Consider the following 25789-nt stretch of genomic DNA (forward strand, 5'->3'; position numbering starts at 1 on the left):
CGCCCCAATCATTGAGTTGGGTTCGCTGATTACGACTTCCCTGGCGTAAGCGGGAAATCACGGTATCCATGAAGTGACCGAAGCAAAAAACAGCCGTTCCTTTTATTTTCGTCATACGCTCACCAACGGTCGTGTTATGCCCATTGCGCAGGACCGCCGGTAAATAAATGCTAAGCACAGCGGGCCGGACAGGCTAAAATGCGCGCCCGGCTTTATCCGGCCGAGGTAACGAAGCAGGTGGTGCTCTAGCCACTGCGCTGATTTTTTAACGCGCCCCACAAGGTTCGCTCCGTGATCGAGTTTCATAACGTCCACAAAACCTATCGGGTGGCAGGCAAGGAAATACCGGCCCTGCACCCCACCAGCCTGCGCGTCGACAGCGGCCAGGTGTTCGGCATCATCGGCCACTCCGGCGCGGGCAAAAGTACCCTGCTGCGCCTGATCAACCGCCTGGAAACCCCGAGTGGTGGACAGATCGTGGTCGATGGCGAAGACGTCACTGCGCTCGACGCCAATGGCCTGCGCCGCTTCCGCCAACAGGTCGGGATGATTTTTCAGCACTTCAATCTGCTGGCGTCCAAAACCGTGGCCGACAACGTCGCCATGCCGCTGACCCTGGCAGGCGATATGCCGCGCAAGCAGATCGACCAGCGCGTGGCCGAGTTGCTGGAGCGCGTCGGCTTGTCCGATCACGCCAAAAAGTACCCGGCACAACTGTCGGGTGGCCAGAAGCAGCGCGTCGGCATCGCCCGCGCACTGGCTACCAAACCAAAAATCCTGCTGTGCGATGAAGCCACCAGCGCGCTGGACCCGCAGACCACTGCGTCGGTCTTGCAACTGCTGGCCGAGATCAATCGTGAGCTGAAGTTGACCATCGTGCTCATCACCCATGAAATGGACGTGATTCGTCGCGTCTGCGATCAGGTGGCCGTGATGGACGCCGGGGTGATTGTCGAGCACGGCAAGGTCGCTGATGTGTTTCTGCATCCACAACACCCGACGACCAGGCGCTTTGTGCAGGAAGACGAGCAGGTCGACGAAAACGAGCAGCGTGACGACTTCGCTCATGTTCAGGGCCGTATCGTGCGTCTGACGTTTCAGGGCGAGGCCACCTACGCGCCGTTGCTCGGCACAGTGGCGCGGGAAACCGGCGTCGATTACAGCATCCTCGCCGGTCGTATCGACCGCATCAAGGACACTCCTTACGGGCAGTTGACGCTGGCCATCACCGGCGGCGACATGGACGCCGCCTTTGCGCGCTTCACCGCCGCTGATGTTCATATGGAGGTGCTGCGCTGATGGACGCTTTTCTGAACCTGTTTTCCAATGTCGACTGGTACGAGATCTGGGTGGCCACTGGCGACACGCTGATCATGCTCGGTGTATCGCTCGGTTTCACCATCCTGCTCGGCCTGCCGCTGGGCGTGCTGATGTTTCTCACCTCGCCGCATCAGTTGCTGGAGCACAAGCAGCTGTATGCCACGGTCGGGGTGATCGTCAACATGCTGCGCGCGCTGCCGTTCATCATCCTGCTGATCGTGATGATGCCGTTGACCGAGATCATTACCGGCACGTCACTGGGCATCCTCGGCACATTGCCTCCGCTGATCGCCGGCGCCACGCCGTTCTTTGCGCGCCTGGTAGAGACAGCCTTGCGCGAAGTGGATCGCGGCATCATCGAAGCCACCCAGGCCATGGGCGCGACCACTCGGCAGATCATCGTCAAGGCGCTGCTGCCTGAGGCGCGGCCTGGCATTCTGGCGGCGATCACAGTGACCGCTATTGCGCTGGTGTCTTTCACGGCCATGGCCGGTGCAGTGGGCGCTGGCGGGCTGGGCGACCTGGCGATTCGTTATGGTTATCAACGCTTCCAGAACGATGTGATGTTCGTGACGGTCGTATTGTTGCTGGTGCTGGTGCAGATTCTGCAGACCATCGGCGACAGACTGGTCGCGCATTTCACACATCGTTGATCGAACCCGTTGGTATTGGCCCGTCTCGTACGGGCCCAAAGGAGTTGTTGTATGAAGAAACTATTGGCCATATTCGCTGCTGTCACCGCTTTGTCCGCGCAGGCCAACGAAACTCTGACCGTCGCGGCCTCTGCCGTGCCGCACGCCGAGATTCTCGAGTTCGTCAAACCGACCCTGGCCAAAGAAGGCGTGGATTTGAACATCAAGGTGTTCAATGACTACATTCAGCCTAACGTGCAGGTGTCGCAGAACCGTATGGACGCGAATTTCTTCCAGCACCAGCCGTATCTGGATGAGTTCAACAAGGGCAAAGGTACTGATCTGGTGGCCGTGGCCAAGGTGCACATCGAGCCTTTCGGCGCTTACTCGGACAAGCTCAAGACGCTGGCAGACCTGCCCAACGGTGCCAACGTCGCGCTGCCCAATGACGCCACCAACGAAGGCCGCGCCTTGCTGCTGCTGGCCAAGGCAGGTCTGATCACCCTGAAGGATCCGGGCAACATCCTGTCCAAGCCTTCGGATGTCGTGAATAACCCGAAAGACCTGAAGTTCCGTGAACTGGAAGCGGCCACGCTGCCCCGCGTGCTGACTCAGGTCGATCTGGCGCTGATCAACACCAACTACGCTTTGAGCGCCAAGCTCGATCCGACCAAGGACGCGCTGATCATCGAAGGTGCCGATTCGCCCTACGCGAACATTCTGGTGGCCCGCCCGGACAACAAGGACTCGGACGCGATGAAGAAGCTGGTAGCCGCCTTGCAGAGCCCGGAAGTGAAAACGTTCCTGGCCGAGAAGTACAAAGGCGCTGTGGTTCCGGCGTTCTGATTTAGCTGCCTGCAGAGGATCGAGCGCGACGCGATACCCTCGATCCCGAGCCAGCTTCAAGTTGGCTCGACGCTCAGGGCGCTGTGTGGCAACCATCATGGCCCGCGCGCACTTCTACAGAACCTGTTCTGGATCAGTCTGGTAATCTGTCCCGGTGATTCCAGCCCTCTGGCCTGTCGCTGGTGATCTTGCTGACTGGCTCGGGGCAACGCTCAAACTTTGGTCCTTCAGGTAGGGACCGGCCTTTTATTAAACGACGCGTCAGCGACAGGGACTGTCATCAATGCAATCTAATTTCAGCAAAGGCATCTTCTTTGCGCTCTCCGCCGCAGCCCTCAACGCAACGATTGGAGTGCTCAGTAAAATCCTCATGAGTCATGGTTTTACCCCCAGCAGTGTGGCGGTTATCAAGACCATCCTGGGCTGCCTGCTCCTCTCGGTCTTATTGCTTTTCTTAAGGCGTCCGGCGTCGAAAGCGAAATGGGTACACGCAGCAGTCTGTGCATTCCTCGGCATTTTCGTACTGTTCCACTTTGAAACGTCCGCCTACCGAAGTTACGCAGCGGCAGGCGTCGTCGTGGTGCTGATGGCCAGCGCCTCGATTTCCTCGATTATTCTGGGGCGTATCTTCCTCAAAGACGCCATTACCGCGAATGCAGTGGTGGGGGCTGCGCTCGCTATTGCCGGGATCGCAGTGATTTTTGGCGCCGATATTCAGCAGGGCTTCACCCTGCAGGGTGCCGCACTCGCCTCTATTGCCGGTTGTGGTTACGGGGCTTTTTCAGTCGCCATGAAGCATATGGGTGTGGCAGGAGGGCTGCATTTTACCCGGCAGCTGCTGTTTTTTGGCGGGCTGTACCTTCTGATGCCAGCAGCGGCAGATGGTTTTGTGATCGGCGAACTGTCAGCGCTTGTGATTGCCGCACTGTTAGCGCTGGCGGCGTTGCCGACCATATTGGGGTTCTTTTGCACAACCAAGGCCATCGAGTACCTCAAACCGTCCCAGGTACAGGCATTGGAGTTGACCGAACCGCTGTTCGCCGCGCTGTTGGCGTTCGTGGTGCTCAATGAAGTGCCGCGTGAGAGCTTGTACGTCGGGGCGATGCTCATCATCGCAGGGTTATGTTTCTCCAATGAGCTGATTCGTTTGGGAAGCAAGGCGCCTGTTCGGTTGAGCGAGTAAACCTTTATCAGGTTCGTTGGAGCGGCAGAACGCTCGGTTTAATCCCGCTCCAGCAACCCCGGCAATTGTTTCACCAGCTTCTGGTTGTTCAGCGGGGCACGGATAAAGCCTCGCTGGGTACCGTCCGGGCCGATCAGGGCCAGGTTACCGCTGTGATCGACGAAGTAGTTCGGTTTACTGGTGTCTGCAGGAATGAACGGAATGCTCACGGCATTGGCCAGTGTCTGAATATCAGCGACAGGTGCCGTCAGGCCGATGTACTGCGGGTCGAAGTAGCCCAGGTACTGCTTGAGCTGCTGCGGCGTGTCACGGTTCGGGTCGACGCTGACCAGTACTACCCGCATGTGCTTGACTGCCTCTTCGGGCAGCTCGGCCCTGATCTGCTTGATTTGCGCCAGCGTCGTGGGGCAAATGTCCGGGCAGAAGGTGTAGCCGAAGAACATCAGCGTCCATTGGTCTTTCAAGCCATCAAGCGCTACAGCCGCGCCGTTCTGGTCGGTCATGCTCAGGGCTGGCAATTGGCGGCTTTTGGGGAGCAGCACAATACCCGCGTCGTTGAGCGCCGCCTGGTCCTGTGAGCTGCGACCAGGCAGCACCTGACTGAGGATCACGCCCAGAAGCAGGGCGACGATGGCGGCAGCAATGAAAACGGCTTTCTGGGTACGGGTCATGGTGTCAGCGCGAGTCGTGATCGGCGTAAGGTCGAGGATGATGGCCTATATTGCGCACCGAGCCTAGCGCGTGGTGACATCGAACAGCGTATAAGCCAGCGTCAGACTTTTTACATCGTCGGGCAGGTCACGGTCGACGATGAAGCGCACCGGCATCTCGATACGCTCGCCCGGTTGCAATGTCTGTTGGGTGAAGCAGAAGCATTCGGTCTTGTGAAACCACGCTGCCGCCTTTACAGGCGAAATACCCGGTACGGCCTGGGCTTGCATCGGCCTGTCGGTCGGGTTCTGCGCGATGAAGATCATCTCGTTGACCGCACCGGGGTGGACCTGCATCTGGCGGGACTGCGGGTAGAACGCCCAGGTCATCCCGGCCGCGTTGCCGGCAGTAAATTGCACCTCGACCTGACGAGAAGCGTCCTCCCCCTGCACGCCGACTCTGTCATGCCCGGTCAGCACGGCATAGAGCGACGGCAATGCCAATCCGCACATCAGCATGATTACCATTAAGCACGTCAAACGCAGAACGAGCCGTTTGGACAAAAGAGGCTGAGTCATGCGTGGCTCACTTTTTATGTCGGACAGCGTGTCGAAAGAGCTGCGGGCGACTTCAGAGTAGCCTGCTTATGCAAAACGCGAGCTGCAGCGCGTCCGCATAGCCGGGCACGGCAGCCGTATTTGGTCAGAAATTGAGCAAAGGCTGTTTTGATATAGCCAATGTATCTAAATGTGAGTCGCATATAGCAAAACCGTCTTAGGCGGTTAGTTAAGCAAGCTAACGTATGACTCTTCATCAACGAACCACGGGGTCTGACGCCTCAAGGAGTCCCAGCAGCCATGAACACCGCCGCATTGCGCGAGCAGATACAACTAGCCCATCAACATGAGGCCCGGACCGGCCACTTGCTGCAACAGCTGGAACAAAAGCTCCCACATCTTCATCCCGCCATTCATCTGCCGGAAGTCGACGCGAAAGACGTACTGACGCGTTTCGTCACGGCCTATATCGATCTGGTCCCCGATCTGCTGGACGCCGCCCATGAGGTCGCGCTGCAAGCCGGGATCGAAGGGCAGATAAAGCCGGTGCTGAAAATCGCCGAGCATTTTTTCGCGGCCCCGCCTTCCATCATGGATGGGCATGAAGGCCTGGAAAGCCTGTTGGACGAGGCTTATCTGGCCCACCGGCTGGTCGAGGAAGTGAATGACCTGTACATCAAGCATTTCGGTCAGCCGCTGATACCGTCAAATACCACGGTTGCCAGCGTGATCGCCCACCAGTTGATCGGCGAGCAATTTGCCAACCAGCTGGACGAAGCGGTGCACCATGCTGTCGATGAATTGCTTGATGAGGAGAGTTTCGCGCTGGACTCGGTCGAGGCCTATCGCGAGAAGCTGACCAACCCTGAAACGGGGGCGGCCTGGCAGCGCTGGCCAAGCCTGTCACGGCAATTGGGCGTCGGCCTGGAGCTGGAGCGCTCCGCAGTCTGATTCAGAGGCCCGAATCCCTGTCTTCGCCGGCAATGGAAGGAGCCGGATATCGCTCCGCTGCTACGCGAAGACCCATCCGGCTCCCATGTTTCCGGGGCTGTGATAACAGGGTAGCGACTATCAGGCGGCGCCCGAGCCGATCCCCGTTGTCGTGTAGATCCGCCCTTCAAGACGACGCTTCAGGCCACGCGATTCGATCAGCAACCGGGTGCCATGAGCGGCATTGGAACGACCCCATTCTTCCAGCAGTTCCAGACACGAGTGGTCGATGTAGGACAGATTGCCCAACGGCACATGCACCGTGCTGCCCTGCGGGATAGTGCCCAGTGCCTGAGTCAGCGCCGGCACCTTGAGGAAGGTTGCGGCACCGACCAGACGCAGCTCGAATTCCTTCTCGCCCGCCAGTTCGACCACATTGATCTTCAGACGCGAAGCCTTGAACGCCAGTTTCACCAGAGTCAGGCCGAAACCGACCAGCACACCGGTCAGCAGGTCGGTGAAGATGATCGCAATGGCAGTCGCCGCATAGGTGAACATCGGCATCCGGCCATAGCGGCCCAGACCGCGAAACGCCTTCAGATCGACCAGCTTCAGGCCGGTGTAGACCAGCACGCCAGCCAGACTCGCGACCGGAATGCTCTGCAGTACGCTCGACAGCAGCAACACGAATGCGAGCAGCCACAGGCCGTGGAAGATCGTCGAGAAGCGCGTGGTGGCACCGGCCTGAACATTGGCCGAGCTGCGCACGATCACGCCGGTCATCGGCAACGCACCGAGCAGGCCGCAGAGCATGTTGCCCACGCCTTGAGCGCTGAGTTCCTTGTCGAAGTCCGAACGCTGGCCACTGTGCATGCGGTCAACCGCCGAGGCGGAAAGCAGCGTTTCGGCACTGGCGATGAACGCTACGACGATAGCCGCCACCAGAATGGCCGGATCGGCCAGATTCATCAGGTCGGCCGGGCGAAGCCAGTCGATGGCGTCGGCCAGGTTGTCAGGCACTTCGACACGCTTGACCTGCAAGGCCATGAACAGGCTGATGCCAGTGGCGATACCCACGCCCAGCAGTGCGCCGGGTACGAAGCGTAAAGCCTGAGGACGGAGTTTTTCCCAGCCCCACATGATCAACATGGTGCCCAGACCGAGCATACCGGCCTGCATGCCGGTGCCGGGTCCGAAGGCCTGGATCAGTGTGGAAGGGAAGGCGATCAGGTTGTCCAGCCCGGAGGGTTTGGGGCCGCTGTCGAACATCACATGTGCCTGTGACAGTACGATCAGCACACCGATACCGGCGAGCATGCCATAGACCACCGCAGGTGCCGTGACCCGGAACCAGCAGCCAAGCTTGAATCGACCTGCCAGCAGCTGAAGCAGTCCGGCGAGTACCAGGATAGGACCCAGCATGGCCATGCCGTGCTCGCGCACTACTTCAAAAACCAGTACTGCCAGACCGGCTGCGGGTCCGCTGACCTGCAGCGGCGAACCGGCTATCCAGCCGACTATCAGTCCGCCCACGATGCCGGTGATCAGACCTTTGGCCGGAGGCATGCCGGATGCAATGGCGATGCCCATGCACAGCGGCAGGGCGACCAGGAACACGACCACGGAAGCGAGCAGCTCCCGTGGTAAAGCGGTTTTCAATGCTGTAATACCCATGACGCTTCTCCGGGATTCTTCAGACGAGGCAAGACGGGCGACGCGCATCCTGCGCAGTCGCCATCAGCTGATTAAGAAGGGCTTGCCGTCAGTCGGACTAGTGATCAGTCGGCTGAAAAGCGTGCTTTCGGTGAAGCCATCGGCGTCGGTCCCTTACCGTCGAGCGGTATGAAACGATCGAGCTCGGCGTCATAAGCCAGGATTTCGCTGGTTTCGATGCTGTAGACCCAGCCGTGAATGAACAACTGGCCGCTGGCCATTTTCGCTGCGACCGAAGGGTGGGTGCGCAGGTGTTGCAACTGGGAGATCACGTTTTCCTGAGTCAGGACCTGCATGGTTTCCAGTTCGCCGCTGCAGCTGCAGTTCTGCTCGACCACCGTGCGGGCAACCTCGGCATGGCGCAACCAGGCTTTTACCGTAGGCATCTTGTCCAGGCTGTCGGGGTTGAGCACTGCGCGCATGGCGCCGCAGTCAGAGTGTCCGCAAACGATGATGTGCTGCACGCCCAGTGCAACCACTGCGTATTCCAGAGCGGTGGACACGCCGCCATTCATCTGGCCATACGGCGGTACGACGTTGCCGACGTTACGCGTGACGAACAGGTCGCCTGGCGAACTTTGGGTAATCAATTCGGGCACGATGCGCGAGTCGGCGCAGGTGATGAACATGGCCCGTGGAGATTGGGCGGTCGCCAGCTTCTTGAACAGTTCTTCCTGCTGGGGGAAGACCTCTTTACGGAAATGTACAAAGCCATCGACGATATGTTTCAACGCTACGTCGGCGCTGTCCGAATGGCTTGATGTGCTGGACGACGTAGCCGAATGCTGTTTACCGATGTCTGTCATGTCTTCACCCTCTCTGACGAATTGATGTGGATTCTTCATGCCTGTTTGACCAGAGCCGGATGTGATCCCTCTCTAAAAGGCATCACGAACAAATCCCTTGAGCGCTATCGCTGATGACACTCCGAGTAACAGACTAATCGCCGAAGCTTAAACGAAACTGAATGCGATGGCTCTGGGACGCGGGTTTGCACGATAGTACCAAGTTCGTCACAGCAGCGACATTTGCCCTCCCGGCGGACAAAACGCATCGCAATCGAGTGCAAATCCACCCCGTTTGTTCAATCCGAGCCGTTTGATCGCCAGGGCATAGCGTTGAGCCAGCAGGTCGGCAAACGGTCCTTCGCCACGCATTCGAGAACCAAACGTGCTGTCGTACAGGGCTCCGCCGCGACTTTGACGAATCAGACTCATGACATGATCGGCGCGTTGCGGGTAATGCGTCTTCAGCCACTCGTCGAACAGCGGCGCGACTTCCAGCGGCAGGCGCAGCATCACGTAGCTGGCGCTCAGGGCACCCGCAGCTTTCGCTTCGCTCAGCAGTGCCTCCAGCTCGCTGTCGTTGATCATCGGGATCATCGGCGCGCACAGCACACCGACCGGGACACCCGCCTGACGCAATACCCGAATGGCCCGCAAGCGAGCCTTGGGCGCTGCGGCCCTGGGTTCGAGGATGCATTTGAGTTCGTCATCCAGCGTCGTCAGGCTGATGAACACCGACACCAGCCGCAGCCTGGCCATTTCTGCCAGCAGATCCAGATCGCGCAGGATCAGCGAGCCTTTGGTAATGATGCTGACCGGATGTCGATAGCGCAGTAACACCTCAAGCGTCGCCCGGGTGATGCGGTACTCACGCTCGATCGGCTGGTAGGGGTCGGTGTTGGCCCCGAGGGTGATGGGCGCGCAGCGGTAGCCGGGTTTGGACAGTTGTTGCTCCAGCAGCGCCGCCGCGTTGGTCTTGGCGATCAGCTTGGTCTCGAAGTCCAGGCCCGGCGACATGTCCCAATAGGCGTGGCTGGGTCTGGCGAAACAATAGATGCAGCCGTGCTCGCAGCCCCGGTAAGGGTTGATCGACCTGTCAAAGGGGATATCCGGCGAGCTGTTGCGGGTAATGATGCTTTTGGCTGTTTCGCTGGTGACCTGGGTGCCTTGCGTGAGAGGCACTTCCTGATACCAGCCATCGTCTTCAACCACCGACTGACTGGGTGCGAAACGGTTATGCGGATTGCTGGCAGTGCCTCGGCCACGAACCGGATAGAGACTGGACATCTGGCGTTACTCGTATACTGTTCATGCATACAGTAAAGCATAAAGCCCGGATGGATCACCATGGCCAGCCTGCAAAACACCGCCCGTCTGACAGGCGGTGTTTTGCAGGCAGGGCGACGGTCAGGCATCGCCCTCGTGAGTCAGCTCCAGCACGCGGTCGACCAGCTTATTGATGCCCGAGGCCGCTTCGCTGATGCTCTTGGCGACCATATAGGCAGGTGTGCTGACCAGTTTTCGCGCTTCGTCCTCGACGATGTCATCGACGGCGCATTCAGCATGGCTGCCACCCATTTTAGTGATGGCCGCAGCGGTTTCAGGGTCGCTGCCGATGGTGCAGGTCACGCCGGGGCCATAGATCTTGGCCGCGAGTGCCGGGGTGATGCAGATCAGCCCGACCGGTTTTCCGGCTTCGGCAAACGCCTCGGCAAGCTCCAGCAATCCCGCTTCGACCTGACAGGCCGGGCCTTGCAGGGCAAGGTCGGAAAGGTTCTTTGCCGAGCCGAAGCCGCCCGGGATGATCAGGGCGTCAAAGTCTTCGGCATTTGCTTCGCGGATGTCCTTCACTTCGCCCCGTGCAATGCGCGCAGACTCGACCAGCACATTGCGCGACTCGGGCATTTCCTCACCGTTCAGGTGATTGATGACGTGATGCTGAGCGATGTCGGGGGCGAAGCACTGAACCTGCGCACCGCGCTGATCCAGACGCAACAGGGTGAGAACGCTTTCGTGAATCTCGGCACCGTCGTAGACGCCACAGCCGGAGAGGATTACAGCCACTTTTTTCTGCATCGATTTCGGCTCCTTGTGCTCGATCAACTTAATGCTTGTTTTAATTTGTCTGTTCAGTTGATCGCTTTACGGGCCGAGTGTTCAGTTGAGGCATCGTCGGCGGTGCAAAGCCGGCTGCGCAAAGGTGCATGGGGAGGGCGGTGGCCGCGAGTTCGGCAGCGTCTGTACGCTATCGCCGAGCGAGGCTTGTCAGCCTGCGCTCGGGAGGGGGGGGGCGGGACGTTTATTCGTCGGATTTTTTCGTCAGATCGACGGGCACGGTGACCGGCGTTTCCAGATCGGAGGCCGCTGCCGATGCACAGAAACGGCTCTTTTCTTCACGCTCTTCGCGGGCGATACGGGCGTTCTTGACGCGTCGGCGTATCCACAGGGCCAGCCCCACCAGAACCAGCGCGCCCAGCACCCAGAGTTCATATTTCTTGACGTTACCCAGCAAGCCTTCGAGAACCGCGCCGAAGTGGTAAGCAGCCGAACCCAGCGCCGCAGCCCAGACAGCCGCGCCGATACCGTTCAGCAGAAGATAACGCCCGGGTGGATAACCCGACAGGCCGATGGCCACGGGCATGACCGTTCGCAGGCCGTACACGAAGCGAAAGCCCAATACCCAGATGTCCGGGTGCTTGCGGACCAGCCGTAGCGCCTTGTCGCCCATGAGTTGCCAGCGAGGCTTGCGCGCCAGAAGCTTGCGGCCGTGCTTGCGTCCCATGAAATACCACAACTGGTCGCCCGCATAACTGCCACAAAAGGCTACGAGGATGACGATATTGAGGTCCATGTATCCGCGGAACGCCAGAAATCCGGCAAGAACCAGAATGGTCTCGCCTTCAAAAAAGGTGCCGAGGAACAGGGCAAAGTAGCCGAATTCGTTCAAGAAATTCTGGAGCATTGTCTGGATGCTGGCGAAATGAACGCGCAGCCTAACGCGCCCAAGGCAATCATGAAAGTGTCCATATGTGTCTCGACGTTAAAGATTCTTGCAACCACAATGGTCGTATCCCCTTTAAGGCCGTGACCGCGACGTGCAGTCGCAGGTCGAACCATGACTGTCACACATTGGTCATAATGGCGGCTTATAACTGTCGCGCTTGCCCGCGTAAGCGGGCTCAGGAGTCTCGCCGTGAGCTTTACCCCCGCTAACCGCCTGTTTCCTCTCACTCGTCTGCGCCGTAATCGCCGCGACGACTTTTCCCGTCGGCTGGTGCGTGAAAACGTTGTCACTGTCGACGATCTGATTCTTCCCGTATTTGTTCTCGATGGTGAAAACCGTCGTGAGTCCATCGCCTCGATGCCTGGCGTCGAGCGCTTGAGCGTTGATCTGTTGCTCAAGGAAGCCGAGCACTGGGTCGCGTTGGGTATCCCTGCGCTGGCGCTGTTCCCGGTGACACCGCCGGAAAAGAAATCCCTCGACGGTGCCGAAGCCTGGAACCCGGACGGCATCGCCCAGCGCGCGACCCGCGCCCTGCGTGACCGTTTCCCGGAGCTGGGCGTCATCACTGATGTGGCGCTGGACCCGTTCACCACGCATGGTCAGGACGGCATCCTCGACGAAGAGGGCTACGTTCAGAACGACATCACTGTCGACGCGCTGGTGAAACAGGCGCTGTCGCACGCCGATGCCGGTGCTCAGGTGGTCGCACCATCGGACATGATGGACGGTCGCATTCAGGCCATCCGCGAGTCTTTGGAGCTGGCCGGGCACGTGAATGTCAGGATCATGGCCTATTCGGCCAAGTACGCCAGTGCCTACTACGGTCCGTTCCGTGATGCGGTGGGTTCCTCCCTGAATCTGGGCAAGGCCAACAAGGCCTCCTATCAGATGGACCCGGCCAACAGCAACGAGGCTCTGCACGAAGTGGCAGCCGACCTTGCCGAAGGCGCCGACATGGTCATGGTCAAGCCTGGCATGCCTTATCTGGACATTCTGTACAGGGTCAAGGATGAGTTCAAAGTGCCGACCTTTGTGTATCAGGTCAGCGGTGAATACGCGATGCACATGGCCGCAATCCAGAACGGTTGGCTGAGTGAAGGGGTGATTCTCGAGTCCCTCACTGCCTTCAAACGCGCCGGCGCCGACGGCATTCTTACCTACTTTGCTGTTCGCGCCGCTCAACTGTTGAAGGGGCAATAGCCTCACAGGAACATTCATGAATACCGAAGCACTCATCGAAGCCGCTGTTCAAGTCGATGTCCCGGAGGCAACACCCGTGGTCGAACCTGACATCGAAGTAATCCCGGCCATCGAGGCACCCGCCGCTGCGGTGCCCGCTATCGTCGCTCCGAACCTGGACGATAGCAGCCTGTATATCCACCGTGAGCTGTCGCAACTACAGTTCAATATCCGGGTTCTGGAACAGGCGCTCGATGAGTCCTACCCATTGCTGGAGCGGCTGAAGTTTTTGCTGATCTTCTCCAGCAACCTCGATGAGTTCTTCGAGATTCGTGTTGCAGGCCTGAAGAAGCAGATCACCTTTGCCCGCGAACAGGCGGGCGCTGATGGTCTGCAGCCGCATCAGGCGCTGGCCAGGATCAGTGAACTGGTACACGGTCATGTGGATCGCCAGTACGCGATCCTCAACGATATTCTGCTGCCGGAGCTGGAGAAACATCAGGTCCGCTTCATTCGTCGCCGTCACTGGACGGCCAAGCTCAAGGCCTGGGTACGACGCTACTTCCGCGACGAGATCGCGCCGATCATCACCCCGATCGGCCTCGACCCGACGCACCCGTTCCCTTTGCTGGTCAACAAGAGCCTGAATTTCATCGTCGAGCTTGAAGGCATCGATGCCTTCGGGCGCGACTCCGGTCTTGCGATCATTCCCGCGCCGCGTCTGCTGCCGCGAGTGATCAAGGTGCCGGAAGATGTCTGCGGGCCTGGCGACAACTTCGTGTTCCTGTCGTCGATGATCCACGCCCACGCTGACGATCTGTTTCAGGGCATGAAGGTCAAGGGCTGCTACCAGTTCCGCCTGACCCGAAACGCTGACCTGGCGCTGGACTCCGAAGATGTGGAAGACCTGGCGCGCGCACTGCGTGGCGAGCTGTTCTCGCGTCGCTATGGTGATGCGGTACGTCTGGAAGTGGCGGACACCTGCCCGAAACACCTGTCGGACTACCTGCTCAAGCAGTTCAACCTGAACGAGTCCGAGCTGTATCAGGTGAATGGCCCGGTCAACCTGACGCGTCTGTTCAGCATCACCGGCCTGGACAGCCATCCCGAATTGCAATACCCGCCGTTCACGCCAGCCATCCCCAAGCTGCTGCAGAATAGCGAAAACGTTTTCAGCGTGGTCAGCAAACAGGACATCCTGTTGCTGCACCCTTTCGAGTCGTTCACGCCCGTGGTCGACTTGCTGCGCCAGGCGGCAAAAGACCCGCACGTGCTGGCGGTACGCCAGACGCTGTATCGCAGCGGCGCGAACTCGGAAATCGTCGATGCACTGGTCGATGCCGCGCGTAACGGCAAGGAAGTCACTGCGGTGATCGAGTTGCGTGCGCGCTTCGATGAAGAGTCCAACCTGCAACTGGCCAGCCGCCTGCAGGCCGCCGGTGCGGTGGTGATCTACGGCGTGGTCGGCTTCAAGACCCACGCCAAGATGATGTTGATCCTGCGTCGCGAAGCGGGCGAGATCGTGCGTTATGCGCATCTCGGGACCGGCAACTACCACGCCGGTAACGCACGTCTGTATACCGACTACAGCTTGCTGACCTCCGATGACGCGTTGTGTGAAGACGTCGGCAAACTGTTCAGCCAGTTGATCGGCATGGGCAAGACGCTGCGCATGAAGAAGCTGCTGCATGCGCCGTTCACGCTCAAGAAAGGCATGCTCGACATGATCGCCCGCGAGACGCAATTTGCGCTCGACGGCAAGCCTGCGCACATCATCGCCAAGTTCAACTCGCTGACCGATCCGAAGATCATCCGGGCGTTGTACAAGGCCAGCCAGTCCGGTGTGCGCATCGATCTGGTGGTGCGTGGCATGTGCTGCCTGCGTCCAGGCATCGCCGGGGTTTCGCACAACATCCATGTGCGCTCGATCATCGGCCGCTTCCTGGAGCACACGCGAGTGTTCTACTTCCTCAACGGCGGAGACGAGCAGATGTTCCTGTCGAGTGCCGACTGGATGGAGCGCAACCTCGACAAGCGCGTCGAGACCTGCTTCCCGGTGGAAGGCAAGAAGTTGATTCTGCGTGTGAAGAAGGAACTGGAAAGCTACCTGACCGACAACACCCACAGCTGGCTGTTGCAGTCGGACGGGCGTTACGTGCGCAGCACGCCGACCGGTAATCAGAACCCGCGAAGCGCCCAGGCGACTCTTTTGGAGCGCCTGAGCAACCCGGTCCTCAGCGTACGCTGAAGACGATGCCGACTCGGGTCAGCCACTCCGCTTCCAGCGCGAAGTCGGCCTGAGTCAGCTGGTTGTTTTCCAGCCAGCCTTTCGGGAATTCGGCGTCCAGATTCGGGCCGTCGGCACGCAACGTCACACGTGGCATCTCCTGGGTGCCACGAATGTGGTGAAACAGAATCGCAAAGCGCAACAGCACGCACAGGCGAATCAGCTTGATGCCTTCATCGCCGAACTCGGCGAACTTGTCCTTGGGAATATTACGGCGATGACCGCGCACCAGCAGTGCGAGCATTTGCTGGTCTTCGCGTGAGAAACCGGCAAGGTCCGAGTGCTCGATCAGGTACGCGCCGTGCTTGTGGTAGTGATAGTGAGCGATGTCCAGGCCGATCTCGTGCACCTTGGCCGCCCAGCTCAGCAGTTCGGCGTAGCTCTCGTGCTGCAGCTCCCAACTCTCGGCAACCTGCTCCAGCGCATGCAGCGCCTTGGCTTCAACGCGTGCGGCCTGCTCCAGATCGACGTGATAACGCTCCATCAGCGAGCTGAGCGTACGCTCACGCACGTCTTCGTGATGATGGCGGCCCATCAGGTCATACAACACGCCTTCACGCAGGGCACCTTCGCAGTGATCCATGCGCTTGAGCTCGAGGGCGTCGAAGATGGCCTCCAGAATCGCCAGGCCTGCGGGGAAAATGGCGCGACGGTCGGGTTTGATGCCGTCGAAGTCGATCTTTTCCACGTCACCCAGCTTGAACAGCTTGCGCTTGAGCCAGGCCAGCCCTTCGGCGTTGACCTCGCCAGCGCCGTAACCATTGGCCTTGAGCGCCACGCCGATAGCACGAATGGTGCCTGACGAACCGATCGCTTCATCCCACTTGAGGCGATGCAGCGCGTGTTCGATGCTCATGATTTCCAGGCGTGCAGCGGTGTAGGCCTGAGCGTACCGGGCCGGTGTCACCTTGCCGTCGCGGAAATAGCGCTGGGTAAAACTCACGCAGCCCATCTGCAGGCTTTCCCGCAGCAGCGGCTCGAAGCGCTGGCCGATGATGAATTCGGTACTACCGCCGCCGATATCGGCGACCAGACGTTTGCCAGGGGTGTCGGCCAGCGTGTGGGAGACGCCCAGGTAAATGAGGCGCGCTTCTTCGCGGCCGGAAATCACTTCCACCGGGTGGCCGAGGATTTCTTCGGCGCGGTGAATGAAGTCGTTGCGGTTACGCGCCTCGCGCAGGGCATTGGTGCCCACGATGCGCACCGCACCGAGCGGCAGCCCGTTGATCAACTGGGCGAAGCGTTTCAGGCAGTCGAGACCGCGTTGCATGGATTCTTCGGTCAACTGGCGCTCTTCGTCGATGCCAGCGGCCAACTGCACCTTCTCGCCCAGGCGCTCAAGAATGCGAATCTCGCCCTGATTGGCTTTTGCCACAACCATATGAAAGCTGTTGGAGCCCAGGTCGATAGCGGCGATCAGTGAAAAATTCTTGGGTGTTGAGTGCGGCATGGTCAGGAAGTCCGGTTCGATAACCGGACCATCGTGCCACGATCCATGCTTGCCGCCAACGCGAAGCTGTTCAGGCACCGGAAATACCCGGTATTACTCTCGCGCGTGGCGTATGGCTATCAATGCCATGTGACGCAGAGCGTTACCAAATGCATTACCACGCTAGAGCGTGCGGAACGAGAGGTATCCCTAATCACGCCATCGTGTCCATGCTCCGCGCTCAGCGTTACACACAAGTCTTCGTGGGAGCGAGCTTGCTCGCGAAGAGGTCGGTGCAGCCCCCGGAGATATGGTGTTTGGACAAACGCCTTCGTGAGCAAGCTCACTCCCACCAAGATTTCTGTCCAGCGTGATGCAGCATGTAGCTGTGACGCGGAGCGTGAGGAACGATAAGTGCCCGCAACATGCTCCGCGCTCAGCTTTACACACAAGTCTTAGTGGGAGCGAGCTTGCTCGCGAAGAGGCCGGTGCAGCCCCCGGAGATATGGTGTTTGGACCAACGCCTTCGTGAGCAAGCTCACTCCCACCAAGATTTCTGTCCAGCCCGATACAGCATGTAGCTGTGACGCGGAGCGTGAGGAACGATAAGTGCCCGCAACATGCTCCGCGCTCAGCGTTACACACAAGTCTTCGTGGGAGCGAGCTTGCTCGCGAAGGGGCCGGTGCAGGCCCCGGAGATATGGTGTTTGGACCAAAGTCTTCGTGAGCAAGCTCACTCCCACCAAGATTTCTGTCCCGCCAGACACTGCCGCTTCAGCCCTTTTCCAGGCTCTTCGGGGTTTGTGTATAACGCTGATCGCTTCGCGTGGACATGCTGTTCCGGACGCTCTGCGTTCAGCGTCAGGCGTGCTCCACTGTGCCGATGAAGTTCGCCAGTTCCGGGGTTTTCGGGTTGGCGAAGAGTACTTTCGGATCGCCCACTTCATGCACCTTGCCCTGGTGCATGAACACCAGCTTGTCGCCCACTTCGCGCGCGAAGCGCATTTCGTGGGTGACCATGATCAGGGTCATGCCATCGGCTGCCAGTTGGCGCACCACGCTGAGTACTTCGTTGACCAGCTCCGGGTCCAGCGCCGAGGTGATTTCGTCGCACAGCAAGACCTTGGGCGACATCGCCAGCGCGCGGGCAATCGCCACGCGTTGCTGCTGACCACCGGACAGGCGATCCGGAAAGGCGTCGAACTTCTCGCCCAGTCCGACGCGTTCGAGCATCTTCCTCGCCAGTTTGGCGGCCTCGGCCTTTGGTACTTTCTGCACGACCTGCGGCGCAAGCATGACGTTCTCGCCCACGCTCAGGTGCGGGAACAGGTTGAACTGCTGGAACACCATGCCGACCTTCTGGCGCAGCGTGCGCAGGTCGGCGCGTGCCGCATCCAGGTATTCGCCATCGACCTCGATCACGCCATCGTTGATCGACTCCAGGCCGTTGAGCGTGCGCAACAGGGTGCTTTTGCCCGAGCCGCTGCGACCGATGATCGCCACGACCTGGCCTTCTTCGACCGACAGATCGATGCCTTTGAGCACGTGATGATCGCCATAGTATTTATGCAGGGCGGAAATTCTAAGCAGAGGCATGCAGTCTCCTTTCCAGATGGCGCGCGCACAGCGACAAGGGGTAGCACAGGATGAAGTAGCCCAGAGCAACGAAGCCATAGACCATGAAAGGTTCGAACGTGGCGTTGGCCAGCATGCTGCCGGTCTTGGTCAATTCGGTGAAGCCGATGATCGACGTCACCGCCGTGCCTTTGACCACCTGCACCGAAAAGCCGACCGTCGGCGCGACCGCGATGCGCAACGCCTGCGGCAGAATCACATAGCGCATCTGTTCGAACGGAGTCAGCGCCAGGCTCGCGGATGCTTCCCACTGGCCCTTGGAGATCGATTCGACGCAGCCACGCCAGATCTCCGCAAGGTAGGCGCTGGTAAACAGCGTCAAGGCCAGTGCCGCCGCAGCCCAGGGCGAAATGTTCAGTCCCATCAGCGCGACACCGAAGAACACCAGAAACAACTGCATCAACAGCGGTGTACCCTGAAACAGCTCTATATAGAGTTTCGCGGTCACGCGCGGGCCGGATTTTTCCGAGGTGCGCATGCCCATGATCAGCAAGCCGATCAGCCCGCCGCCGATGAAGGCCACCAGCGACAAGGCCAAGGTCCATTGCAGGCCGATCAGCAGATTGCGCACGATGTCCCAGAGGGTGAAATCCATCAGCGGTTCCTCGAGATGTAGCGCCGCCCGATCCAGGCCAGCAATTGCCGGATCAGCAGCGCCATGGCCAGGTAGATCAGCGTGGTCACAATGTAGGTTTCGAACGAGCGAAAGTTGCGTGACTGAATGAAGTTGGCATAGAAGCTCAGTTCTTCAGTGGCAATCTGCGAGCAGACTGACGAGCCCAGCATAACGATGATGATCTGGCTGCTCAGTGCCGGCCAGACCTTGCCCAGCGCCGGAACCAGTACCACGTGGCGAAAGGCTTCATAGCGACTCATCGCCAGTGCTGCCGATGCTTCAAGCTGACCCTTGGGAATCGCCTGGATACCTGCCCGCACGATTTCAGTCGAGTAGGCACCCAGGTTGATGACCATCGCCAGCACCGCTGCCTGCCATTCCGTGATCTGCACGCCCAGCGACGGAAGACCGAAGAAAATGAAGAACAGCTGGACCAGAAACGGCGTGTTGCGGATCAGCTCGACATAGATGGCAAAGATCGTCGCAAAAGGCTGAATCTTCCAGGCCCTCACGACGGCACCGACAATACCGAGACTGACGCCCAGCAGCGTGCCAATGGCCGTCAGTTCCAGCGTGAACAAAGCCCCGCGCAACAGCAGATCGATGCTCTGCAGGACCGGTGTAAAGTCGAAGTGATAAGCCATTGGTGAATCCTGTTACCGGAAAGCGGTGATCAGAGATCGGCAGGCAGCGGTTGCTTCAGCCAGGTCTGGGAGGCTTTTTCCAGCGAGCCGTCAGCCTTGGCGGCATTCAGAATCTCATCGACCTTGCCCAGCAGTTCCGGCTGACCCTTGTTCACGCCGACATACACGGGCGAATCCTTGAGTTTCACTTTCAGCGCCGGGATGCGCTTGGGGTTGCGCTCGCTGATCGCGACCATCACCACGTTGCCGCTGGCGATCAGGTCGGTCTGACCGGCCAGATAGGCTGCGATGGTCGAGTTGTTGTCTTCGAAGCGCTTGATGACCGCGCCTTCCGGAGCCACTTTCGACAGCTCGATGTCCTCGATGGCGCCACGGGTGACGCTGATGGTCTTGCCTTTCAGGTCAGCGATGTCCTTGACCGGCGAATCAGGTGGACCGAATACCGCCAGGTAGAACGGTGCGTAAGCGCGCGAGAAGTCGATGACTTTCTCGCGGTCCGGATTCTTGCCCAGGCTGGAGATCACCAGGTCGACCTTGCCGGTAGTCAGGAACGGAATGCGGTTGGTGCTGTTGACCGGAGTCAGCTCCAGCTTGACCTTGAGCTTGTCAGCCAGCAGCTGTGCGGTGTCGATGTCCAGGCCGCGCGGTTTCATGTCCGGCCCGACCGAGCCGAATGGCGGGAAGTCCTGTGGAACGGCCACCTTGAGGGTGCCGCGCGCTACAACGTCGTCCAGGCCGTTGGCGTGGGCGGGTGTCTGGCTCAGCATCAGACTGGCAAACAGTGCAGTAAGCAGGGCGCTGTAACGCTTGGTCATATGAAGTCTCCGGGCGAAACGAAAGGTGTTGGCCTGTCTCCAGTGCACAGCGCATGCCATTCGCTCGTGAGCTGCCATGAATCAAGGTTTGCAGCGTGTTTATGGTCTTACTGGTCTGACCAGTCGAGCGGCTTCGCGCCCTGCTTTGGCGCGCTTTAAAGCCTTGCCGCCCCAGGGCTGGGCGTCGCTTGCCGAATGTTCGAGATGGGGATAAAAGGGATTTTTACTGGACTGACTGGCCTGAACAGTGATGCCGCACACTTCACTCGCAGTACCCGAATCAGCCCTCCGGGCCATTCGCAAATTGATCGCCGAGCAAGGGTACAAGCCCGGTGAGAGCCTGCCGTCGCAACGCGATCTGGCGGTATTGCTGGGGGTCAGTCGGGCGTCCTTGCGTGAAGCCCTGTCATCGCTCAGCGCACTCGGAGTGGTCAGTGTCCAGCCCGGCAAAGGCGTGTTCGTGCAGTCGATTTCTGAACCAGAACAGCGCACGGGTGGTTTTTCCTGGCCTTATGAAGCTCAGGTTTCCCCGGCCGACACCTTTCAGTTGCGCTATGCACTGGAAGGTTTCGCTGCAGGCATGGCCGCCGTGACCCTGACCGCCGACGAGCGCGATGTATTGGAGGACAACGTCGAAGCCATGCGTCTGGAATTGCGTGCCGGTGACTTCGAGGCTGCGGCGCGGCTGGACTTCGAGTTTCATCGGCACATTCTGGTCGCCAGCGGCAATCAGGCGATGCTGGGGATCGTGACTGCCGGGGCCGACATCTTTCTGGAAAGCCAGAAGATGCCGTTCATCCGGGCGGCCAGGGTCATGGAAACCTGGCAGGAGCATCGCAAGATCCTTCGTGCGCTGGCCCGACATGCGTCAGGGCCAGCGCAAAAGGCCATGCAGGACCATATTCGTGGCGCGGCACTGCGCACCGGCATCGTGTTCGTGTCGCCCGCCAACTGAACGCCTGCCATAACTCCAGTCATGAGCCATCATAGTCAGACTCAATGAACCTTCGCTTCCTGAATCACCTGAGGCCGGCTATGATGAGCGTCGTTTTTAGCCTATGACCTCGGAGACTTCCATGAGTAGCGACCTTATCAAACACGTCACCGACGCCAACTTTGACGCCGAAGTACTCAAGGCTCAGGGTCCTGTGCTTGTTGACTATTGGGCTGAATGGTGTGGCCCTTGCAAAATGATTGCCCCGGTTCTGGACGAAATCGCCAGCACCTATAAAGGCAAGCTGACTGTTGCCAAGCTGAATATCGATCAAAACCCGGACACTCCTGCCAAGCACGGTGTTCGCGGTATTCCTACGCTGATGTTGTTCAAGGACGGCAATGTGGAAGCGACCAAAGTGGGTGCGCTGTCGAAGTCGCAGCTGGCTGCGTTCCTCGACGCCAACATCTGAAGCGTTTCAAAGCCCCGCAAATCGCGGGGTTTTTTTCGGGTGTCGTACTAGACGCCTGGAAAATCAGGTGGTACATTCGGCCCCGCAACGGCTTCTCCGTTGCCCCCTGCTAGCCGTCGCCGACGCTCTCCTTTCGATTTAGTACGCGATCCTGTCGCCTTCTCTGCGGCGCGGCCTCATTAAGCCAAAAGCTTAATTTCCCCCTCCATACATGATTACGTCATTCCCCATATGAACCTGACTGAACTCAAGCAAAAGCCGATTACCGAATTGCTCGAAATGGCCGAACAGGCTGGCATCGAGAATATGGCCCGTTCGCGCAAGCAGGACGTCATTTTCTCCCTGCTCAAACGGCACGCCAAAAGTGGCGAGGAAATATCCGGTGATGGCGTGCTGGAGATTCTCCAGGACGGCTTCGGTTTCCTGCGCTCTGCAGACGCTTCCTACCTGGCCGGCCCGGATGACATCTATGTCTCCCCCAGCCAGATCCGCCGCTTCAACCTGCGTACCGGCGACACCATCGTTGGCAAGATCCGTCCACCCAAGGAAGGCGAGCGTTATTTCGCTCTGCTCAAGGTCGACACGATCAACTACGACCGTCCGGAAAACGCCAAGAACAAGATTCTGTTCGAAAACCTGACGCCGTTGTTCCCGACGATCCGCATGAAGATGGAAGCCGGTAACGGTTCCACCGAAGACCTGACCGGTCGTGTGATCGATCTGTGCGCACCGATCGGTAAAGGTCAGCGTGGTCTGATCGTTGCTCCGCCGAAGGCGGGCAAGACCATCATGCTGCAGAACATCGCGTCGAACATCACGCGTAACAACCCGGAAGTGCATCTGATCGTTCTGCTGATCGACGAGCGCCCGGAAGAAGTGACCGAGATGCAGCGCACCGTGCGCGGCGAAGTGGTCGCCTCGACGTTCGACGAACCGCCAACCCGTCACGTACAGGTTGCCGAAATGGTGATCGAGAAGGCCAAGCGCCTGGTCGAGCACAAGAAAGACGTCGTTATCCTGCTCGACTCCATCACCCGTCTGGCACGTGCCTACAACACCGTCATCCCGAGCTCCGGCAAGGTATTGACCGGTGGTGTCGATGCTCATGCACTCGAGAAGCCAAAGCGTTTCTTCGGTGCTGCGCGTAACATCGAAGAAGGCGGCTCGTTGACCATCATCGCCACCGCACTGGTTGAAACCGGTTCGAAGATGGATGAAGTGATCTACGAAGAGTTCAAGGGTACCGGCAACATGGAGCTGCCTCTGGATCGCAAGATCGCAGAGAAGCGCGTGTTCCCGGCCATCAACATCAACCGCTCCGGCACACGCCGTGAAGAGCTGTTGACCGCTGATGACGAGCTGCAGCGCATGTGGATCCTGCGCAAGCTGCTGCACCCGATGGACGAAGTCGCGGCTATCGAGTTCCTCATCGACAAGCTCAAGCAGACCAAGACCAACGACGAGTTCTTCCTGTCCATGAAACGCAAGTAACTGGCAGGCTGAAACAAAAAATGGTGTCCTTCGGGGCACCATTTTTTTGCCTGCATGCCGCCGATTAGCTGCCTTGACGGGCTGGAGCAGGTACGATGTGCGTCTATTGGATAAATGGCCGGGTTAATGAAATTCAAAGATCTTAGGGATTTCGTGCAGCAGCTTGAGCAGCGCGGAGAGTTGAAACGCATCCAGATGCCGATCTCGCCTGTGCTGGAAATGACTGAAATCTGTGACCGTACCTTGCGTGCCAAGGGCCCGGCGCTGCTGTTCGAAAAACCGGTCGGTTTTGATATCCCGGTGCTGGGCAACCTGTTCGGCACGCCAGAGCGCGTCGCCATGGGCATGGGTGCCGAAGCGGTCAGTGAGCTGCGTGAAATCGGCAAGCTGCTGGCGTTCCTCAAAGAGCCTGAGCCACCCAAGGGCTTGAAGGACGCCTGGTCCAAGCTGCCGATCTTCCGCAAGGTCATCGCCATGGCGCCGAAGGTCGTCAAGGATGCGCCCTGCCAGGAGGTCGTCATCGAAGGCGATGACGTCGACCTCGGCATGCTGCCCGTACAGACCTGCTGGCCGGGCGATGTTGCGCCCCTGATTACTTGGGGCCTGACGGTCACCAAAGGCCCGAACAAGGAGCGCCAGAACCTCGGCATCTATCGCCAGCAGGTCATCGGTCGCAACAAGATCATCATGCGCTGGCTCAGCCATCGCGGTGGTGCGCTGGACTTCCGCGACTGGTGCGCCAAGCACCCCGGCGAGCCTTATCCGGTCGCCGTCGCACTGGGCGCGGACCCGGCGACCATTCTCGGTGCTGTGACGCCGGTGCCGGACAGCCTGTCTGAATATGCCTTTGCCGGTCTGCTGCGTGGCTCGCGCACCGAACTGATCAAGTGCCGTGGCAGCAACCTGCAAGTCCCGGCCAGTGCCGAGATCGTGCTCGAGGGTGTGATTCATCCGGGCGAGATGGCTGACGAAGGGCCTTACGGCGACCACACCGGCTATTACAACGAAGTCGACAGCTTTCCGGTGCTGACCGTCGAGCGCATCACGCACCGTATCAAGCCGATCTACCACAGCACCTATACCGGCCGTCCGCCTGATGAGCCGGCGATTCTGGGCGTCGCGCTGAACGAAGTGTTCGTGCCGATTCTCCAAAAGCAGTTTCCGGAAATCGTCGATTTCTACCTGCCGCCCGAGGGTTGCTCGTACCGCATGGCCGTGGTGACCATCAAGAAACAGTATCCCGGCCATGCCAAGCGCGTGATGCTGGGTGTCTGGTCGTTCTTGCGCCAGTTCATGTACACCAAGTTCGTGATCGTCACCGACGACGATATCAATGCGCGGGACTGGAACGACGTGATCTGGGCCATCACCACGCGCATGGACCCCAAGCGCGACACGGTCATGATCGACAACACGCCCATCGATTACCTCGATTTCGCCTCGCCGGTGTCCGGCCTGGGATCGAAAATGGGACTGGATGCCACGAACAAATGGCCAGGTGAGACCAGTCGCGAGTGGGGCAGGGCGATCGTCAAGGACGAAGCCACCACACGCCGGGTGGACGAAATCTGGACTCAGTTGGGAATAGATTGATGCGTGTAACCTTGCAGCCGTCAGGTGCGGTGCTGGAAACCCTGCCGGGCGAGCGGATACTCGATGCGGCACAGCGTCTGGGTTACGAGTGCCCACAGAGCTGTCGCAATGGCAACTGCCATGTTTGCTCGGCTCTGCTGGTCGAGGGCCAGGTAATGCAGTCGGGGCAGACGCTCGATCACGGCGAAATTCATACCTGTGTGGCCGAGCCGCTGACAGCGTGCGTGGTGCTCTGGGATGGCGTGCTGGCCAAGGGTGAGCTGCCGGTGCGCAGTTTTGCCTGCCAATTGAGCGAGTGCGTCGAAGTGGGTGGTGATGTCTGGCGGGTCGGCCTGCGCGCTCCGGCCGGCAAGCCACCGCGTTATCACGCCGGGCAGTATCTGATGATCGAGCGTGAGAACGGCGAGAAGTCGGCGTTCTCCATCGCATCGGCGCCGCACTGCGGTCGTGAACTGGAGCTGCACGTACTGGCTCGTGAAGACAGTGCGCGCAGTCTGATCGAGCAACTGCAACGCAACCGCATGGCGCGGGTCGAGCTGCCCTTTGGCGACACCCACCTTGCCGAGCTGCCGGACGGCCCGCTGGTGCTGATCGCGGCCGGTACGGGCATGGCGCAAATGAACAGTTTGTTGGAACACTGTCGCTCCACAGGCTTCAGTCATCCCGTGCACCTGTACTGGGGCGTGCGTCGCCCCGAGGATTTCTACCAGGTCAGCCACTGGGATGAGTGGGGGAAACTGCCGAATCTGTTCCTGCACAAGGTCGTCAGCGACCTGTGCGGCTGGGAGGGACGTTGCGGTCTGCTGCACGAGGCGGTTTGCGAGGACATCAAGGACCTGTCGGCCGTCCACGTCTACGCCAGCGGCTCGCCAGCGATGATCTACGGAACGCTGGACGCTCTGGTTGACGCCGGAATGGACGCCCATCAGATGCGCGCAGACGTATTCGCCTACGCACCGCGTGCGTAATGCCGGACTGACGGCTGCAGGAGTGGAGTGTAAATTGCTTTAACTGATTACAACCGATGGCGATGCCTGTTCGTCGCCAGGCAACTTTTAGTAGAGGCAGGCCGT

The 25789-nt window shown here is 59.4% G+C and carries 24 protein-coding genes; 12 read left to right on the forward strand and 12 right to left on the reverse strand.

The features are described from left to right. Window positions 1-291 precede the first annotated feature (291 nt). The 4 genes from JOE39_RS20990 to JOE39_RS21005 all read left to right on the forward strand — a co-directional run bounded on the left by JOE39_RS20990 (window position 292) and on the right by JOE39_RS21005 (window position 3981). On the forward strand, window positions 292-1299 hold the full coding sequence (locus tag JOE39_RS20990; RefSeq protein ID WP_003414095.1) for a methionine ABC transporter ATP-binding protein: 1008 nt from the start codon (window positions 292-294) through the stop codon (window positions 1297-1299). Beyond that, on the forward strand, window positions 1299-1973 hold the full coding sequence (locus JOE39_RS20995; protein ID WP_210078325.1) for a methionine ABC transporter permease: 675 nt from the start codon (window positions 1299-1301) through the stop codon (window positions 1971-1973). Before JOE39_RS20990 ends, JOE39_RS20995 begins: the two co-directional genes overlap by 1 nt. Window positions 1974-2024: 51 nt before the next feature. Further along, complete coding sequence (locus JOE39_RS21000; RefSeq protein WP_003392501.1) at window positions 2025-2798, forward strand: MetQ/NlpA family ABC transporter substrate-binding protein; 774 nt, start codon at window positions 2025-2027, stop codon at window positions 2796-2798. A 283-nt stretch (window positions 2799-3081) separates the two neighbouring features. After that, window positions 3082-3981, forward strand: coding sequence for a DMT family transporter (locus JOE39_RS21005; protein ID WP_003425986.1), 900 nt, complete (start codon window positions 3082-3084; stop codon window positions 3979-3981). Window positions 3982-4019: 38 nt separating this feature from the next. Here JOE39_RS21005 and JOE39_RS21010 read toward each other — a convergent pair whose 3' ends face one another. Next, window positions 4020-4652: an SCO family protein gene (locus JOE39_RS21010; protein ID WP_003392498.1), complete on the reverse strand. Its 633-nt coding sequence runs from the start codon at window positions 4650-4652 to the stop codon at window positions 4020-4022. Between the two features lie 63 nt (window positions 4653-4715). Further along, entirely contained in the window at window positions 4716-5210 is a 495-nt protein-coding gene (locus tag JOE39_RS21015; RefSeq protein ID WP_024959393.1) for a cytochrome c oxidase assembly protein, read from the reverse strand. A 279-nt stretch (window positions 5211-5489) separates the two neighbouring features. Here JOE39_RS21015 and JOE39_RS21020 point away from each other — a divergent pair, with 279 nt between their 5' ends. Continuing rightward, complete coding sequence (locus tag JOE39_RS21020; RefSeq protein WP_003317365.1) at window positions 5490-6140, forward strand: hypothetical protein; 651 nt, start codon at window positions 5490-5492, stop codon at window positions 6138-6140. Between the two features lie 120 nt (window positions 6141-6260). Here the strand turns inward: JOE39_RS21020 and JOE39_RS21025 are convergent, their stop codons facing one another. The 5 genes from JOE39_RS21025 to JOE39_RS21045 form a co-directional block, all read right to left on the reverse strand. Further along, entirely contained in the window at window positions 6261-7793 is a 1533-nt protein-coding gene (locus JOE39_RS21025) for a SulP family inorganic anion transporter (RefSeq protein ID WP_003317364.1), read from the reverse strand. A 104-nt stretch (window positions 7794-7897) separates the two neighbouring features. After that, window positions 7898-8638 carry a carbonic anhydrase gene (locus tag JOE39_RS21030; RefSeq protein ID WP_004409041.1) on the reverse strand — a complete coding sequence of 247 codons (741 nt, stop codon included), beginning with the start codon at window positions 8636-8638 and terminating at the stop codon, window positions 7898-7900. Window positions 8639-8845: 207 nt separating this feature from the next. Continuing rightward, a complete protein-coding gene (locus JOE39_RS21035) occupies window positions 8846-9904 on the reverse strand; it encodes a PA0069 family radical SAM protein (RefSeq protein WP_004414460.1) in 1059 nt (352 codons plus the stop codon). 120 nt (window positions 9905-10024) lie between these two features. Next, entirely contained in the window at window positions 10025-10693 is a 669-nt protein-coding gene (gene elbB, locus JOE39_RS21040; RefSeq protein WP_029573449.1) for an isoprenoid biosynthesis glyoxalase ElbB, read from the reverse strand. A 223-nt stretch (window positions 10694-10916) separates the two neighbouring features. Then, complete coding sequence (locus tag JOE39_RS21045; protein WP_003392491.1) at window positions 10917-11579, reverse strand: DedA family protein; 663 nt, start codon at window positions 11577-11579, stop codon at window positions 10917-10919. Between the two features lie 231 nt (window positions 11580-11810). On the opposite strand from JOE39_RS21045, the gene hemB reads away from it, so the two are divergent. Together hemB and ppk1 are read left to right on the forward strand one after the other, a co-directional pair. Next, window positions 11811-12821: a porphobilinogen synthase gene (hemB, locus tag JOE39_RS21050; protein WP_003317357.1), complete on the forward strand. Its 1011-nt coding sequence runs from the start codon at window positions 11811-11813 to the stop codon at window positions 12819-12821. A 16-nt stretch (window positions 12822-12837) separates the two neighbouring features. Further along, window positions 12838-15048, forward strand: coding sequence for a polyphosphate kinase 1 (ppk1, locus tag JOE39_RS21055; RefSeq protein ID WP_003392490.1), 2211 nt, complete (start codon window positions 12838-12840; stop codon window positions 15046-15048). On the opposite strand, the gene ppx is transcribed toward ppk1, so the two are convergent. The 5 genes from ppx to JOE39_RS21080 form a co-directional block, all read right to left on the reverse strand. Then, the gene (ppx, locus tag JOE39_RS21060; protein WP_003341571.1) at window positions 15035-16537 is read right to left on the reverse strand and encodes an exopolyphosphatase; all 1503 of its coding nucleotides are present in this window, start codon (window positions 16535-16537) and stop codon (window positions 15035-15037) included. The genes ppk1 and ppx overlap by 14 nt on opposite strands. An 840-nt stretch (window positions 16538-17377) precedes the next feature. Then, window positions 17378-18112 (reverse strand): amino acid ABC transporter ATP-binding protein, encoded by a 735-nt coding sequence (locus JOE39_RS21065; RefSeq protein WP_003317352.1) that lies wholly within the window; start codon window positions 18110-18112, stop codon window positions 17378-17380. Beyond that, the gene (locus tag JOE39_RS21070; protein WP_032619528.1) at window positions 18099-18749 is read right to left on the reverse strand and encodes an amino acid ABC transporter permease; all 651 of its coding nucleotides are present in this window, start codon (window positions 18747-18749) and stop codon (window positions 18099-18101) included. The genes JOE39_RS21065 and JOE39_RS21070 overlap by 14 nt, the downstream gene beginning before the upstream one ends. Further along, window positions 18746-19411 carry an amino acid ABC transporter permease gene (locus JOE39_RS21075; RefSeq protein ID WP_003317350.1) on the reverse strand — a complete coding sequence of 222 codons (666 nt, stop codon included), beginning with the start codon at window positions 19409-19411 and terminating at the stop codon, window positions 18746-18748. The genes JOE39_RS21070 and JOE39_RS21075 overlap by 4 nt, the downstream gene beginning before the upstream one ends. Window positions 19412-19440: 29 nt before the next feature. Then, complete coding sequence (locus JOE39_RS21080; RefSeq protein WP_003317349.1) at window positions 19441-20226, reverse strand: transporter substrate-binding domain-containing protein; 786 nt, start codon at window positions 20224-20226, stop codon at window positions 19441-19443. Between the two features lie 250 nt (window positions 20227-20476). Here JOE39_RS21080 and JOE39_RS21085 point away from each other — a divergent pair, with 250 nt between their 5' ends. The 5 genes from JOE39_RS21085 to JOE39_RS21105 all read left to right on the forward strand — a co-directional run bounded on the left by JOE39_RS21085 (window position 20477) and on the right by JOE39_RS21105 (window position 25684). Next, window positions 20477-21181, forward strand: coding sequence for a FadR/GntR family transcriptional regulator (locus JOE39_RS21085; RefSeq protein ID WP_003365835.1), 705 nt, complete (start codon window positions 20477-20479; stop codon window positions 21179-21181). Window positions 21182-21302: 121 nt separating this feature from the next. Then, window positions 21303-21632 (forward strand): thioredoxin TrxA, encoded by a 330-nt coding sequence (trxA, locus tag JOE39_RS21090; RefSeq protein ID WP_010413530.1) that lies wholly within the window; start codon window positions 21303-21305, stop codon window positions 21630-21632. A gap of 231 nt (window positions 21633-21863) precedes the next feature. Beyond that, window positions 21864-23123, forward strand: a complete 1260-nt coding sequence (gene rho, locus JOE39_RS21095; RefSeq protein ID WP_002551560.1) for a transcription termination factor Rho — start codon at window positions 21864-21866, stop codon at window positions 23121-23123. 126 nt (window positions 23124-23249) lie between these two features. Next, entirely contained in the window at window positions 23250-24716 is a 1467-nt protein-coding gene (gene ubiD, locus JOE39_RS21100; protein ID WP_003403254.1) for a 4-hydroxy-3-polyprenylbenzoate decarboxylase, read from the forward strand. After that, on the forward strand, window positions 24716-25684 hold the full coding sequence (locus JOE39_RS21105; RefSeq protein ID WP_010413532.1) for a CDP-6-deoxy-delta-3,4-glucoseen reductase: 969 nt from the start codon (window positions 24716-24718) through the stop codon (window positions 25682-25684). The genes ubiD and JOE39_RS21105 overlap by 1 nt, the downstream gene beginning before the upstream one ends. Window positions 25685-25789 lie beyond the last annotated feature (105 nt).

This window comes from Pseudomonas sp. PvP100, assembly GCF_017833055.1.
Taxonomy (GTDB): Bacteria; Pseudomonadota; Gammaproteobacteria; order Pseudomonadales; family Pseudomonadaceae; genus Aquipseudomonas; species Aquipseudomonas syringae.

What these genes read in the sequence shown, in the direction of transcription:
- JOE39_RS20995 (WP_210078325.1), top strand. Translation starts at nt 1,299, where the DNA reads ATGGACGCTTTTCTGAACCTGTTTTCCAATGTCGACTGGTACGAGATC.
- JOE39_RS21000 (WP_003392501.1), top strand. Translation starts at nt 2,025, where the DNA reads ATGAAGAAACTATTGGCCATATTCGCTGCTGTCACCGCTTTGTCCGCG.
- JOE39_RS21005 (WP_003425986.1), top strand. Translation starts at nt 3,082, where the DNA reads ATGCAATCTAATTTCAGCAAAGGCATCTTCTTTGCGCTCTCCGCCGCA.
- JOE39_RS21010 (WP_003392498.1), bottom strand. Translation starts at nt 4,652, where the DNA reads ATGACCCGTACCCAGAAAGCCGTTTTCATTGCTGCCGCCATCGTCGCC.
- JOE39_RS21015 (WP_024959393.1), bottom strand. Translation starts at nt 5,210, where the DNA reads ATGACTCAGCCTCTTTTGTCCAAACGGCTCGTTCTGCGTTTGACGTGC.
- JOE39_RS21020 (WP_003317365.1), top strand. Translation starts at nt 5,490, where the DNA reads ATGAACACCGCCGCATTGCGCGAGCAGATACAACTAGCCCATCAACAT.
- JOE39_RS21025 (WP_003317364.1), bottom strand. Translation starts at nt 7,793, where the DNA reads ATGGGTATTACAGCATTGAAAACCGCTTTACCACGGGAGCTGCTCGCT.
- JOE39_RS21030 (WP_004409041.1), bottom strand. Translation starts at nt 8,638, where the DNA reads ATGACAGACATCGGTAAACAGCATTCGGCTACGTCGTCCAGCACATCA.
- JOE39_RS21035 (WP_004414460.1), bottom strand. Translation starts at nt 9,904, where the DNA reads ATGTCCAGTCTCTATCCGGTTCGTGGCCGAGGCACTGCCAGCAATCCG.
- elbB (WP_029573449.1), bottom strand. Translation starts at nt 10,693, where the DNA reads ATGCAGAAAAAAGTGGCTGTAATCCTCTCCGGCTGTGGCGTCTACGAC.
- JOE39_RS21045 (WP_003392491.1), bottom strand. Translation starts at nt 11,579, where the DNA reads ATGCTCCAGAATTTCTTGAACGAATTCGGCTACTTTGCCCTGTTCCTC.
- ppk1 (WP_003392490.1), top strand. Translation starts at nt 12,838, where the DNA reads ATGAATACCGAAGCACTCATCGAAGCCGCTGTTCAAGTCGATGTCCCG.
- ppx (WP_003341571.1), bottom strand. Translation starts at nt 16,537, where the DNA reads ATGCCGCACTCAACACCCAAGAATTTTTCACTGATCGCCGCTATCGAC.
- JOE39_RS21065 (WP_003317352.1), bottom strand. Translation starts at nt 18,112, where the DNA reads ATGCCTCTGCTTAGAATTTCCGCCCTGCATAAATACTATGGCGATCAT.
- JOE39_RS21075 (WP_003317350.1), bottom strand. Translation starts at nt 19,411, where the DNA reads ATGGCTTATCACTTCGACTTTACACCGGTCCTGCAGAGCATCGATCTG.
- JOE39_RS21080 (WP_003317349.1), bottom strand. Translation starts at nt 20,226, where the DNA reads ATGACCAAGCGTTACAGCGCCCTGCTTACTGCACTGTTTGCCAGTCTG.
- JOE39_RS21085 (WP_003365835.1), top strand. Translation starts at nt 20,477, where the DNA reads ATGCCGCACACTTCACTCGCAGTACCCGAATCAGCCCTCCGGGCCATT.
- trxA (WP_010413530.1), top strand. Translation starts at nt 21,303, where the DNA reads ATGAGTAGCGACCTTATCAAACACGTCACCGACGCCAACTTTGACGCC.
- rho (WP_002551560.1), top strand. Translation starts at nt 21,864, where the DNA reads ATGAACCTGACTGAACTCAAGCAAAAGCCGATTACCGAATTGCTCGAA.
- ubiD (WP_003403254.1), top strand. Translation starts at nt 23,250, where the DNA reads ATGAAATTCAAAGATCTTAGGGATTTCGTGCAGCAGCTTGAGCAGCGC.
- JOE39_RS21105 (WP_010413532.1), top strand. Translation starts at nt 24,716, where the DNA reads ATGCGTGTAACCTTGCAGCCGTCAGGTGCGGTGCTGGAAACCCTGCCG.